Genomic DNA, 12,124 nt, shown 5'->3' on the forward strand with positions numbered 1-12,124 from the left:
ACAGGGCGAAAAATCCCACAGGTTTCGACTCGACACAAAGTCATATATATGACATATGTCATATGACATGAAATTTAAAGGGCGCGCCATGACCGCAAACAGCACCGACGGAATCGACCTCAGCCAAAAGAGCGACCTGTTCAAAAAGGGCCTTCAAACCCGCAAGGAGGTGCAGGGGGGCGCATCCGTGGACAAGGTGCTGGCGGGGTCTGACGAGTTCATGATGGCCTTCCAGGATCTCACGACGGAGTATTGCTGGGGCTACGTCTGGTCGCGCCCCGGCCTGCCGAAGAAGACGCGGTCGATGCTCAATCTTGCGATGCTCGCCGCGCTTAACCGGGGTCCCGAACTCGATCTGCATCTCGCGGGCGCGCTGACCAACGGCGTGAGCAAGGACGAGATCAAGGAAATTTTCCTTCAGGTCGCGATCTACTGCGGCGTACCTGCATCGCTCGACGCCTTCAAGCGAGCCTCCCAGCTCTTCAAGGAGCGCGGCATCTGACGCCGCAGAAGCACATGGCACAGGTTCTGGGATTTGTCGGGCTCGGCAAAATGGGCGAGCCGCTCACTCGCCGGCTGCTCGACGCAGGTCACGGCGTAGTCGTTTACGACACGAGGCAGGACGCTCTGGCGGACCTCGTGCGCGCGGGCGCAAGACACGCCGATTCGCTGCAACAAGTCGCCCGCGAGGCTTCGACGGTTTTCGTCAGCCTGCCGATGCCCGACGTCGTCAAATCGGTCGTTCTCGGAGAGCGCGGGTTGATGAGCGGCGGTGGAATGATGAAAACCATCGTCGATCTCTCGACGACGGGACCAAAAGTCGCCGCTGAAATCGCCCACGGGCTGGTCGGGACCGGCGTGACGTTCATCGATTGTCCCGTGAGCGGAGGTGTCGCGAAAGCTGTCGATGGCACGCTCGCCCTCATGGTGTCCGGTCCGCGGAACAGCTTCGAGGAAATCGCGCCTCTGCTCGCTCATTTCGGCAAACCGACCTTCATCGGGGAAGCGCCCGGTGCGGCCCAGATGATGAAGCTGTGCAACAATCTGATGGCGGCGACCTCGATGGCGATCGCCGCCGAGGCGATTACCGCCGGTGTCAAGGCAGGTATCGATCCATCGATCATGGTTGAGGTCATCAACGCCTCAAGCGGACGCAACAATGCGACGCAAGACAAGTTTCCGCGCGCAGTCCTCAATCGGACCTTCGATCACGGGTTCTCGACGGGCCTCATGTTCAAGGATGTGAGGCTTTGCCTCGAGGAAATTGAGAGCATGGGCCTCGACCTCGAAGTGTCGAAGGCAGTCGCCGCGACATGGAAGAAGTCCAACGAACGGTTTGGAGCGGACAGCGATCACACTGTCATCGTGAAAATGATCGAGGAGCCGGCCGGCGTCGTAATCGAACGGAGAAAATGACGAAAAGAGCCGCGTGGGGCGGCCAGACAAACCTTGGAGGATGGAATGATGCGCAGGCAATTTGCTGGCTTACTGACTCTCCTGATCGCCGCGGTGTTTCCGACGGCTTCACCCGCCGAAACCTCGACAGTCAGAATCGCCAAGCAATTCGGCATTTCCTATCTGACCCTCACCGTCATGGAGCAACACAAGCTCATCGAGAAACAGGCCAAAAAGGAAGGCCTCGATGTCAAAACCGAGTGGCTTCGCTTCAGCGCGGGTTCGGGAATGAACGAGGCGCTTCTCGCCGGAAATCTCGATTTCGCATCGGGCGGAATTCCACCGCTGCTCACGATCTGGGATAAAACGCAAAACAATCTGAAGGTGAAGGGCGTCGTCGGGCTGAACCTGATGCCCTATTATCTGATCACGACGAACCCGAAGATCAAAACCATCGCCGACTTCTCACCGTCCGACAAGATCGCGTTGCCCGCCATCAAGACGTCGATTCAGGCGGTTGTTCTTCAGATGGCGGCCGAAAAGCAGTTCGGGCGCGGCCAGCAGAACAAGCTCGACCCGTTGACCGTCTCCATGGGGCATCCCGACGCCATGGCCGCGATGCTGAGCGGCCACACCGAAATCAATGCCCATTTCGGAACCGAGCCATTCCAGACGCTCGAACTGAAAGACAAGAAAACGCACCTCGTTCTGAACAGCTACGACGTCGCCGGTGGCGAACACTCCAACAATATTCTCTGGGCGACGTCGAAATTCGTGCAGGCCAATCCAAAGGTGACGAAAGCCGTCGTGGCCGCGGTTCGGGAAAGCGAGGAGATGATCAAAGCCGATCCGGCGGGCATCGCCGCGCTCTGGGTGAAGGTGGAAAGTTCCAAGATGCCGGCCGCCGACGCCGAGAAGATCATCCGCGATCCCAAAAACAAGTGGACGACCACTCCCAGGGGATTCCTGTCCATCCTTCAGTTCATGAACCAGGCCGGATCGATTAAAACGAAGGCGACGAAGATCACCGACATCTTCTTCGACGATCCTTCCATCGCTGACGGCAACTAGAATATTCTGGTCCGGCTCGCCGGCCCATCCGGGTTCTGCGATGAACGAGGAGATCGGCGCCGACGCCCGCCGGCGTTGCGCTCACGCCCCGGACAGAGACTGCTCGCCTCCCATGTCAATGGGAGGCGTATTCAGCCCGCCACGACCGGTGCGTCACTGAAAATCAGTCGCGGAACCTGACCAGCTTGAAGATCGGCGCGAGGTAGCTGATCTCCTGGCCGCTGGTCGGCGTGGTGCGGCTGATGAAGTCGAAAATCTTGCCGTCCTTCAGGCCGTAGTTCGCCACGCGCCGGACGGTGCGGTTCTTGTCGAAATAAACCGCGATGACGCGCTGGTCGATCACCTCCTGATGCATGAAGGCGACCTTCCGCTCCGTGCGCTGCGAGATGTAATAGAACACGTCGCCGTCCAGTGTCGCGACGGTGGACGGCGTGCCCAGCACCACCAGCACCTGATCCTGGCTCGCGCCGATCTGGACTTGCTCCAGCGCGCCGGGCGGCAGGATGTAGCCCCTCTGGAACTGCTCGCTGGTGCATCCGGCAAGGACGAGACCGAGAGCCAGCGCGGCAACGGTGCCGCGAAGGGTGCCCGATATCGAGCGGGAACGGGGGCAGGAGGGGGTGAGGGCGCGAAACGTCATCTCAGGCGAAGGCCTTTCTTGCAGTCGCGAGGTTCTTGCATCGCAGGAGCGGTTGACGTACCCGGCGGCACGCTTCATTGCAACCATAGAACCGCATACCCGCACCGGCGGACAGGTCAACGGATCGGAAGATGTTCTCGTTTCTCAAGAAATCGGCCCCGGCGCAGCGTACCATCGATGCCATCTATGGCATGATCGTGGCGCAGGCCCGGCAGCCGGCCTTCTATGCCGCACTCCATGTCCCCGACACGGTGGACGGCCGCTTCGACATGGTGCTGCTGCATCTGTGGATGGCGCTGCGGGTGCTGCGGCAGGACCCGGCGGGAGAGGAACCGGCCCAGAAGCTGTTCGACCGTTTCTGCACCGACATGGACGACAATCTGCGCGAGATGGGCGTGGGCGATCTTACCGTCCCGAAGCGGATGCGGAAGTTCGGCGAGGCTTTCTATGGCCGCTCGGCGGCCTACGACGCAGCGCTGGAGGAAGGCCATGCGGAGCTGGCGGCGGCGCTGAACCGCAATATCTTCAACGAGGCCGATGCCGCCGATGCGGAGCGGCTGGCCGCCTATGTGGCGGAAGCGCTGGCGCAGCTTTACAAGGTCGATCAGGCGGCTTTCGCGCAGGGCGAATGGCAGTTTCCGCCTGTCGGCGGTTTGGCGGAAGGATAACCGGATGAGCGGACATCAGCCCCATCGCGATAATCCTCGTGACAATCCCTGGAGCCATCCGGTCGCGGTAGCGAAGATTCCGGCTGCCGGATCGCACGTCACCTTCGCGGCCAATGCCGCCGAGCGCGCGGCGCTGGCGGAGATCGCGGGCCTGCGGGAGGTTCTGGAAGCGCAGGCGAGCTTTCATCTCACCCATGTGCGGGGCGGCGGCATCGAGGCGCGGGGGCATGTCAGCGGGCTGGTCGGTCAGGATTGCGTGGTGACGCTGGAGCCTCTGGAAAACCGGGTCGAGGAAGACATCGACGTGATTTTCGCCGAGGCGGATTCGGCCGCGGCCGCCACGCCGAAAGTGGATATCGACGAGGACGAGCCGGACCCGCCGGAAATCATCGTCAACGGGGCCATCGACCTCGGGCGGCTCGCGACCGACATCCTGTTCCTTGGAATCGACCCCTATCCCCGCAAGGCGGATGCGGCTTTCACCGCGACGGTCGACGCCTCCGCCCCGGAGGAGCACCCGTTCGCGGCCCTGAAAGCCCTCCGGCAGGGGCCGGAAGGCGCCTCGAAAAGGCGGAAAAAGGACTGAGTCAAGAAGTTCAAGGAGCGAGATAGGCCGGTCAAGATATTGTATCGGCTTCCGAAGCGGCTATTGTTCAGGGAACGGCGGTATGACTGTCCCTCTGTAGCCGTCTCGCATTGCCAATCGCGGTTCGTTTTCCGATCAGTCGCAAACTCATCGGGCTCGCTGCACAATCAGGTTTTTACTCTGCCCATGGCCCAGAAGGTTCGCATTGCGCTCGATGCCATGGGCGGCGATTTCGGCCCCCCCGTGGTGGTCGCGGGCGCGGGAATCTCACTGACACGGCATCCCGACACGGAATTTATCCTGTTCGGCGACAGCACCGCGATCAGCCGGGAGCTTGAGAAGCATCCGGCCATGAAGGCGGCCTCAAAGGTCGTGCACACCGATGTCGCCATCACCATGGAGGAAAAGCCGAGCCAGGCGCTGCGCCGGGGCCGCAAGACCTCCTCGATGTGGCTGGCGCTCGATGCCGTCCGCAAGGGCGAGGCCGACGTCGCGGTGTCGGCGGGAAATACCGGCGCGCTGATGGCGATGTCGCGTTTCAACCTGCGGATGCTGCCCGGCATCGACCGCCCGGCGATTGCCTGCGTGTGGCCGACGATCCGCAGCGAATCCGTGGTGCTCGATGTCGGGGCCTCGATCGGTGGTGATGCGCGCCATCTGGCCTCGCTCGCGATCATGGGCGGCGCGATGGCGCGGGTGCTGTTCGATATCGAACGCCCGACCGTGGGCCTGCTCAATATCGGGGTCGAGGAGGTCAAGGGCGTCGAGGAGGTGAAGGAGGCGGCCGAGCTGCTGCGCTCCATGGACCTGCCGGAACTCGACTTCATCGGTTTCGTCGAGGGTGACGGCATCGGCAAGGGCGCGGCGGACGTGATCGTGACGGAAGGATTTTCCGGCAATATCGCGCTGAAGACCGCCGAGGGCACCGCCCGCCAGATCGCGGAGTACCTGCGGAGCGCCATGAGCCGGACCTGGCGCTCCAAGCTCGGTTACCTGTTCGCCAAGAGCGCCTTCAAGGCGCTGCGGGACAAGATGGACCCCCGCAAGGTCAATGGCGGGGTGTTCCTCGGCCTCAACGGCGTTGTGATCAAAAGCCATGGCGGCACCGACGCCGAGGGCTTTGCGTCCGCCGTGGATGTTGGCTATGAGATGGTCCGCTACGATCTCCTGACAAAGATCAATCAAACTCTCAACCGTGACGGCGGGTCGCTGACCCTTGTGCCGGCCGCGCAGGAGGCTGTTTCGTGAGTACGATGCGTTCGGTTGTGATCGGCCATGGGGCATATTTGCCCGAGCGCGTGATGACCAATGCCGAGCTGGCCGGCATGGTCGAGACCTCGGATGAGTGGATCGTCCAGCGCACCGGCATCCATCAGCGCCACATCGCGGCGGACGGCGAGTTCACCTCCCATCTCGGCCTCAAGGCGGCGCAGGCGGCGATCGCGGACGCGAAAATCGACGCGCAGTCGATCGACCTGATCGTGCTCGCGACCTCGACGCCGGACCACACCTTTCCGGCGACCGCCGTGCAGATCCAGAACGGACTCGGCATCCACCATGGTGCTGCGTTCGATATCCAGGCGGTGTGCAGCGGCTTCATCTTCGCGCTGGCGACGGCGGACAATTTCCTGAAAGCGGGCACCTACAAGCGCGCGCTGGTGATCGGCGCGGAGACGTTCTCCCGCATTCTCGACTGGAACGACCGTGGCACCTGCGTGCTGTTCGGCGACGGGGCGGGGGCGGTGGTGCTCGAGGCGCAACAGCAGTCGGGCACCAGCGCCGACCGGGGCATTCTCACCACGCATCTGCGTTCGGACGGCGCCCACAAGGACAAATTGTATGTCGATGGCGGTCCGTCCTCGACTCAGACTGTCGGTCATCTGCGCATGGAAGGCCGCGAGGTGTTCAAGCACGCCGTCGGCATGATCACGGATGTCATCGTCGATGCCTTCGCCGCGACGGGAACAACGGCTCATGACATCGACTGGCTGGTTCCGCATCAGGCGAACAAGCGGATCATCGACGCCTCGGCCAGGAAGCTCGATATCGCGCCGCAAAAAGTGGTACTGACCGTTGATAAGCACGGCAACACCTCGGCGGCCTCGATTCCATTGGCGCTGGCGACAGCGGCCGATGACGGACGCATCAAGCAGGGCGATCTGGTGATGCTGGAAGCGATGGGCGGAGGGTTCACCTGGGGCTCGGCGCTGCTGCGCTGGTAAAAATTTAGATCGAATGCAACCGAATATTGCGTCCGAATATCATGCGGTTGCATGATGAGCATGGTTGACCCATTGCGAGTAACCTCTTATTTTTAAGCATAATTTGCACGCTGTAGCTGGGGTCGGATCATGAGCGAGAGCGGAAAAACAGTCACGCGAGTCGATTTGTGCGAGGCGGTCTACCAGAAGGTCGGCCTGTCGCGTACAGAGTCGGCGGCGTTCGTCGAACTCGTTCTGAAAGAGATCACCGACTGCCTCGAGAAGGGCGAAACGGTGAAGCTGTCCTCGTTCGGCTCCTTCATGGTCCGCAAGAAGGGCGAGCGCATCGGCCGCAACCCCAAGACCGGGACCGAAGTCCCGATCTCTCCGCGCCGGGTCATGGTGTTCAAGCCTTCCGCGATCCTGAAGCAGCGCATCAACAACGGTGCCGTTGCGAAGGACGATGCCACGGTCGCGAGCGCGGCGGCCGGCTAGGCGGCAGCCGCCGGTCTTACGGCACCGAATCATTTCCGAAAATCTGAAAAAGCGTTACCCTTGCGGCGGCGGGATGATTCATGCCGTGATTCTGACAGGGGGCTTGCCTTTTGGAAAAGGCACCGGACGCATTTCGGACCATCAGCGAAGTGGCTGACGATCTCGATATCCCGGCTCACGTGCTGCGGTTTTGGGAAACGCGCTTCGTTCAGATCAAGCCGATGAAACGCAGCGGCGGCCGCCGGTACTACCGGCCCGACGATGTCGAGCTGCTGCGCGGAATCCGCCGCCTGCTGTATGGCGAGGGCTACACCATTCGCGGCGTGCAGCGCATCCTGCGCGAGCATGGCGTCAAGGCCGTCCAGAATCTCGAAGAGACAGTGCTCGCACCTGCGTCGTTCTCCGGCCCATCGTTCGACGCGGCGCCGCGACACGATGCGCATGAATTCGCCTCCGACGAGGACGAGACCGCCGAGGTCGAAGAGGAAGAGATCGACGACGCGGACGAGGCCGAGGAGGAATCGGACGAGATCGAGGTCGCGGCCGACAGTCCGCCGCTGCGGCCGTCGATGGATTTCGTGCCTTCGATGTCGGAGCGCATCGGCCCGATGCCGGCCGCCGCTGCAAGGCGTGCTCCCGATGTTCCGGTTGCGACGGTGACGAAACCGGCCGTCATACAGGCCGCTGCGTATCACAATGGAGCCGATGCCTACGCGCCGCCGGGCGTGCGCCAGACGCTTCAACATGGTGGCTTGCAGCAGAAGGCGTTCCAGCAGGCAAGGACTCATGGCGACGGGCAGGCCAAGCTGAAATCCGTTCTCGATGATCTGCTGAGCGCGCGTGCTCTGCTCGACAGGGCCATGGGCGGCTGACTGCATAGCGGCCTAGCACCCCGAATCTGAAGTTCTCCTCATCACTCAGCGCACTTCCCCCTGGCGACTTCGGATTCGAAAGGACGCCAGCGGGTCTATGATTCTCGTGTGGTTTATGTTCAGAAGTTCGCTTGAAGGGTTCGCGGAGAGAATGAGGCGAACTTTTGAACAAGCACACCAGTCACGCCTGCGGGATTGATCGACGTGTCATTGCCTTACCGACGAGACGTGGATGGCCTGCGTGCGGTTGCCGTCCTGTTCGTCGTCGGCTTTCACTATTTTCCATCCGTGTTTCGCGGCGGCTTCGTCGGCGTCGATGTATTCTTCGTCATCTCCGGCTTTCTGATTACCGGCCTGATCCGTCAGGATGTTGCCGCAGGCCGGTTCAGTGTCGCGGCGTTCTATGGTCGAAGAATCAGGCGCATTTTTCCGGCGCTGGTTCTCGTTCTGCTCGTCTCTCTGGGGATGGGCTTTCTGTTCATGCTGCCCGATGCCTATCGCGCGCTGGGTCTCAACTCGGCGGCGTCGGCGGGCTTTGTCGCCAACATCGCGCTGTACCTGCAACAGAACTATTTCGCGCCGAGCGCGGAGTTCAACCCGCTGCTGCACATCTGGTCGCTGGGCGTGGAGGAGCAGTTCTATCTGGTCTGGCCGCTGGTTCTGATGCTGCTGGTGCGCCACCGCGCGGCGCTCGCTGTTGCGATCGGGCTCGCTGTATTGTCGTTCGGCGTGAATGTCGCGCAAACCGCAAGCAATCCCGTCGCCGCATTCTTCCTGCCGTTCAGCCGCTTCTGGGAATTGGGAGCGGGGGCGGTGCTCGCGCTGCTCCATGCCCGTGTCGGCCGCCCGGTTCTTGAGAAGGAATGGGCGGGATGGGCCGGATTGCTGCTGCTCGCGGCGGCGATGGTGGCGATCGATCGCGACAGGGCATTTCCCGGATGGTGGGCGTTGTTGCCGGTGGCGGGAACGATTCTGCTGATTGCATCGGGCGAGAATGCGCGGGCCAATCGCATCCTGAGCCATCGCGCACTCGTTTATATCGGCCTCATCAGTTATCCGTTTTATCTGTGGCACTGGCCGCTTCTGGTGTTCGCGCGCATCATTCGCTTTCAGAACGAGCCGAAGGTTCTCTTGTCGATTGGCTTGATCGTTGCTGCCGGTGTTCTCGCGCATCTCACATACAAATTTATCGAGCGTCCGCTCCGCTCGGGCGGGCATCTCTCCGCCAAGGTGGTTTCGCTTACCATTCTTCTTGCTGTCTGCGGAGGTCTGGGATTGGCGGTGTACGCGAAAGACGGCCTCCCGGATCGTTTCCCGCAAGAGATTCAGAAGCGTGTGATCGATACGGGCAGGGATGGCGAGGCGGCTCAGGTGTGCGTGTACGGCGCCGACATCAGGCCATCCGCCGAATGCGACGGGATCGGACCGGCCGGTGCGCCGCTCGTTCTGGTCTGGGGCGATTCACACGCCTTTCATCTGATCGCCGGTTTGCGGGCCCTGCAACAGGACCGGCGGGACTTCCGTCTCGCGCGCTACATTGCGTTTGCCTGTGTGCCGATGGTGGACGCGCTCGCGCCGAGTCCACGCTATTGCAACGGAGCGAATGCGTTCGCGCGGCAGAAGATCGAGTTGCTGCGTCCCGATACCGTTATCATCGCGGCGCGATGGTCGGCTTACGACGGGACGCGCGGATATGCGTCGATGGATGAAAAGAGATTTACCCGGACGCTCGAATGGCTGAAGGCCATAGGCGTACAGCACATCGTCGTGTTCGGGCAGTTTCCGCACTGGAAGCTGGCCCCATCCGCGATCCCGCTACGGAATTTTCAGTTCAGCGTTTTCAATCGCCCGGCTCACATCGGCAAATTGGCTGAGCGGGATTCGAACTATCTCGATGCGCCGGCGTTCGCGGCAGAGGATATGGTCAAACGTGTCGCGACAGCCGAGGGCGCGAGCTTCATTTCTCCGAGTGCGACCCTGTGCAATCGTGAGGGCTGTCTGATCACTGTTCCGGACAGCGACGGCCTGCCGATATCGCGCGACGACGGCCATCTGACGCCTGCCGCGTCAAAATTCTTTATCGCGCAGAATGCAGCGGCCATCATGCCGGAATATCGCAAGAAGGAACCGCCCCAGTGAGAATGGCGGTTTTCGGCCCCAAATCGGTGAGGTAGCCAAGGCCATTTTGCCCGTTCTCACCTTGCCTTATGCCGCCAATTTCCCTAATCAGTGCCCGTTGTCGGAGCGTGGCGCAGCCCGGTTAGCGCACTAGTCTGGGGGACTAGGGGTCGTGGGTTCAAATCCCGCCGCTCCGACCATTTTCCTGCCAAGAACGATCTGAAACACCGCCGGGTGCAGGCCACCTGCGCGAGTGGCGCGCTTTGTTGTACCCATTCGCGCCTCCGAGCTGGCAGTTGCCTCGAATCCTGAACCGGCTCATCCTTCGCCCACAGCGGTGCCGATTCTGCCGCGCCCAACAGAAGGTGAAAACCATGCTCTCCATCCGGCTGCGAAAATGGGTTGTTGCGTTGGCTGTTGTCCTTGGAGCGGGTTTTGCCTCCGCGGCCCACGCCGATAGCGGCACGATCCGCATCTCCGTGCTCAAGGGCGGCTGGTTCATCGGCGCCTCGGGAGGAAGCGGTACGCTGGTGTTTCAGGGTCGCCGCTATCCGCTCTCGATCGGTGGTCTGAGCGCGGGCCTTGTGTTCGGCGCCTCGAAGACCGATCTCGTCGGCACCGTCAGCAACATCCGGCGGCCCTCCGATGTCGCGGGCGTCTACGGCGCGGCTGGCGCGGGCGTGGCGGCGGTGCGTGGCGTCAGCGCCATCGTTCTGACCAACGAAAAGGGCGCGGTGCTGACCATGCAGGGCCGTCAGGCGGGTCTGATGGTGAATGCCGACCTCAGCGGGCTTGCGATCTCGCTTCGCCGCTAGCTCCAGCGCGGTATTGAAAGCATCGGCCGAACGGTTCCGCGCCGTTCGGCGGGAGCGCTGATATGCGCCGGATGGCATTGATCGGCCTTGTCTTTTAAGACCATGACCTATAGCCAGATCACCTTATGATTAAGGTGATCTACGGATAGTATCGTTCCATGGCGCTCTCACGGTTTGACCGTGCACTCTGGCGATCGACCAGACAGCTTTATTTGCTCTCCCGCCGCGCATTTGCGCGAACGGGGAATGCTGCGTCGGACCCGGCCGCGAATGTCGAGCGCATTCTGCTGATCCGCACCGACAAGATCGGCGACGCCATCATCTCCACGGCCTTCTTCAAGGCGTTGCGCGACAGGTTTCCCGACGCCCAGATCGATATTGTGCTGGGGCGGAAGAATGAAACGGCGGCGCCGTTGCTGCCGCATCTCGACGGCGTCTTTGTTGTAAAGAAAAGCCCGATCGAGCAGGCGCGCCTCATCCGCCAGTTGCGCGAGCGCCGCTACGATATCGCCATCGACATGCTGACCGGGGATTCCATGACGGCGGCAAGCTATACGGCGCTCTCGGGCGCGCGCATCAATATCGGTTTCGATGGCAAGGCGGCCGGATTTTACGATATTGCGATTCCGCGCCCGTCTGCGCCAGAGCACCAGGCGATGCAAATGCTGCGGCTGATCGCGCCGCTTGGCGTGACTGTGAAGCCGGAGGAAGTGCGCACCGCGGTTGCTTTCCCGCAATCCGCCGCCAAAATGATCCGCCAGAAACTCGGCCCGATAAATGACGGGACGAGACTGGTCGTCATCAACCTGTCGGTTGCTGCGGCGAAGTATTGGACCGACGAGAACTTCATCCGCCTGATCGGTGACATCAAATCGCCATCCGTGCGGGTTGTCTTGGCCGGTGCGCCGTGGGATCTCGCCCGGATGGAGACGATCGGCGCGGCTGCCGATGTTGCGTGGCTTGAGCCGTCAGCCGATCTTTCGACGATGACGGCGGCGCTGTCATGCGCCGATCTCGTCATCAGTCCGGACACCTCGATTGTGCATATCGCGGCGGCGCTGAACAAACCGGTGGTGACGCTGATGGCTTCCTATACGGCGAACGGCGAATGGTATCCTTTCGGTGTGCCATATCGGGCATTGCATTGTGCGACCCGCGTGGCGGATATTCCCTATGACGAAGTGCTGGCGGCGGTCCGCGACCTGATGGCGGAACTGGACGGCACGAAGCAGGTGCCTTCAACAGACAGGGTTTTGTCCTGAC

13 protein-coding genes and 1 tRNA gene are annotated in these 12,124 nt (G+C 61.8%); 13 read left to right on the forward strand and 1 reads right to left on the reverse strand.

Going from position 1 to position 12,124, the window contains the following annotated elements:
- Positions 1 to 88: 88 nt before the first annotated feature.
- The 3 genes from AFIC_RS07510 to AFIC_RS07520 are packed head-to-tail and all read left to right on the forward strand — an operon-like array spanning position 89 to position 2,466.
- Complete coding sequence (locus AFIC_RS07510; protein ID WP_275248497.1) at positions 89 to 502, forward strand: carboxymuconolactone decarboxylase family protein; 414 nt, start codon at positions 89 to 91, stop codon at positions 500 to 502.
- A 14-nt stretch (positions 503 to 516) separates the two neighbouring features.
- On the forward strand, positions 517 to 1,416 hold the full coding sequence (locus AFIC_RS07515) for an NAD(P)-dependent oxidoreductase (protein WP_275248498.1): 900 nt from the start codon (positions 517 to 519) through the stop codon (positions 1,414 to 1,416).
- 45 nt (positions 1,417 to 1,461) lie between these two features.
- Positions 1,462 to 2,466, forward strand: a complete 1,005-nt coding sequence (locus AFIC_RS07520) for an ABC transporter substrate-binding protein (RefSeq protein WP_275248499.1) — start codon at positions 1,462 to 1,464, stop codon at positions 2,464 to 2,466.
- A gap of 163 nt (positions 2,467 to 2,629) precedes the next feature.
- On the opposite strand, the gene AFIC_RS07525 is transcribed toward AFIC_RS07520, so the two are convergent.
- Positions 2,630 to 3,106, reverse strand: coding sequence for an outer membrane protein assembly factor BamE (locus AFIC_RS07525; protein WP_275248500.1), 477 nt, complete (start codon positions 3,104 to 3,106; stop codon positions 2,630 to 2,632).
- A gap of 131 nt (positions 3,107 to 3,237) precedes the next feature.
- On the opposite strand from AFIC_RS07525, the gene AFIC_RS07530 reads away from it, so the two are divergent.
- The 10 genes from AFIC_RS07530 to AFIC_RS07575 all read left to right on the forward strand — a co-directional run bounded on the left by AFIC_RS07530 (position 3,238) and on the right by AFIC_RS07575 (position 12,123).
- On the forward strand, positions 3,238 to 3,774 hold the full coding sequence (locus AFIC_RS07530; RefSeq protein ID WP_275248501.1) for a ubiquinol-cytochrome C chaperone family protein: 537 nt from the start codon (positions 3,238 to 3,240) through the stop codon (positions 3,772 to 3,774).
- A 4-nt stretch (positions 3,775 to 3,778) separates the two neighbouring features.
- Positions 3,779 to 4,360 carry a YceD family protein gene (locus AFIC_RS07535; protein ID WP_275248502.1) on the forward strand — a complete coding sequence of 194 codons (582 nt, stop codon included), beginning with the start codon at positions 3,779 to 3,781 and terminating at the stop codon, positions 4,358 to 4,360.
- 186 nt (positions 4,361 to 4,546) lie between these two features.
- The gene (gene plsX, locus AFIC_RS07540; protein ID WP_275248503.1) at positions 4,547 to 5,608 is read left to right on the forward strand and encodes a phosphate acyltransferase PlsX; all 1,062 of its coding nucleotides are present in this window, start codon (positions 4,547 to 4,549) and stop codon (positions 5,606 to 5,608) included.
- Positions 5,605 to 6,582: a beta-ketoacyl-ACP synthase III gene (locus tag AFIC_RS07545; protein ID WP_275248504.1), complete on the forward strand. Its 978-nt coding sequence runs from the start codon at positions 5,605 to 5,607 to the stop codon at positions 6,580 to 6,582. The genes plsX and AFIC_RS07545 overlap by 4 nt, the downstream gene beginning before the upstream one ends.
- Before the next feature lie 129 nt (positions 6,583 to 6,711).
- Positions 6,712 to 7,056 (forward strand): integration host factor subunit alpha, encoded by a 345-nt coding sequence (locus AFIC_RS07550; RefSeq protein ID WP_275248505.1) that lies wholly within the window; start codon positions 6,712 to 6,714, stop codon positions 7,054 to 7,056.
- A gap of 110 nt (positions 7,057 to 7,166) precedes the next feature.
- Entirely contained in the window at positions 7,167 to 7,928 is a 762-nt protein-coding gene (locus AFIC_RS07555) for a MerR family transcriptional regulator (protein ID WP_275248506.1), read from the forward strand.
- A 204-nt stretch (positions 7,929 to 8,132) separates the two neighbouring features.
- Positions 8,133 to 10,067 (forward strand): acyltransferase family protein, encoded by a 1,935-nt coding sequence (locus AFIC_RS07560; RefSeq protein WP_275248507.1) that lies wholly within the window; start codon positions 8,133 to 8,135, stop codon positions 10,065 to 10,067.
- A 101-nt stretch (positions 10,068 to 10,168) separates the two neighbouring features.
- A tRNA-Pro gene (locus AFIC_RS07565) sits at positions 10,169 to 10,246 on the forward strand.
- 174 nt (positions 10,247 to 10,420) lie between these two features.
- Positions 10,421 to 10,861: a lipid-binding SYLF domain-containing protein gene (locus tag AFIC_RS07570; protein ID WP_275248508.1), complete on the forward strand. Its 441-nt coding sequence runs from the start codon at positions 10,421 to 10,423 to the stop codon at positions 10,859 to 10,861.
- Positions 10,862 to 11,019: 158 nt separating this feature from the next.
- Entirely contained in the window at positions 11,020 to 12,123 is a 1,104-nt protein-coding gene (locus AFIC_RS07575; RefSeq protein WP_275248509.1) for a glycosyltransferase family 9 protein, read from the forward strand.
- Position 12,124: the final 1 nt, after the last annotated feature.

It is taken from the genome of [Pseudomonas] carboxydohydrogena, from assembly GCF_029030725.1.
Taxonomy (GTDB): Bacteria; Pseudomonadota; Alphaproteobacteria; order Rhizobiales; family Xanthobacteraceae; genus Afipia; species Afipia carboxydohydrogena.

What these genes read in the sequence shown, in the direction of transcription:
- AFIC_RS07510 (WP_275248497.1), top strand. Translation starts at nt 89, where the DNA reads ATGACCGCAAACAGCACCGACGGAATCGACCTCAGCCAAAAGAGCGAC.
- AFIC_RS07515 (WP_275248498.1), top strand. Translation starts at nt 517, where the DNA reads ATGGCACAGGTTCTGGGATTTGTCGGGCTCGGCAAAATGGGCGAGCCG.
- AFIC_RS07520 (WP_275248499.1), top strand. Translation starts at nt 1,462, where the DNA reads ATGATGCGCAGGCAATTTGCTGGCTTACTGACTCTCCTGATCGCCGCG.
- AFIC_RS07525 (WP_275248500.1), bottom strand. Translation starts at nt 3,106, where the DNA reads ATGACGTTTCGCGCCCTCACCCCCTCCTGCCCCCGTTCCCGCTCGATA.
- AFIC_RS07530 (WP_275248501.1), top strand. Translation starts at nt 3,238, where the DNA reads ATGTTCTCGTTTCTCAAGAAATCGGCCCCGGCGCAGCGTACCATCGAT.
- AFIC_RS07535 (WP_275248502.1), top strand. Translation starts at nt 3,779, where the DNA reads ATGAGCGGACATCAGCCCCATCGCGATAATCCTCGTGACAATCCCTGG.
- plsX (WP_275248503.1), top strand. Translation starts at nt 4,547, where the DNA reads ATGGCCCAGAAGGTTCGCATTGCGCTCGATGCCATGGGCGGCGATTTC.
- AFIC_RS07550 (WP_275248505.1), top strand. Translation starts at nt 6,712, where the DNA reads ATGAGCGAGAGCGGAAAAACAGTCACGCGAGTCGATTTGTGCGAGGCG.
- AFIC_RS07570 (WP_275248508.1), top strand. Translation starts at nt 10,421, where the DNA reads ATGCTCTCCATCCGGCTGCGAAAATGGGTTGTTGCGTTGGCTGTTGTC.
- AFIC_RS07575 (WP_275248509.1), top strand. Translation starts at nt 11,020, where the DNA reads ATGGCGCTCTCACGGTTTGACCGTGCACTCTGGCGATCGACCAGACAG.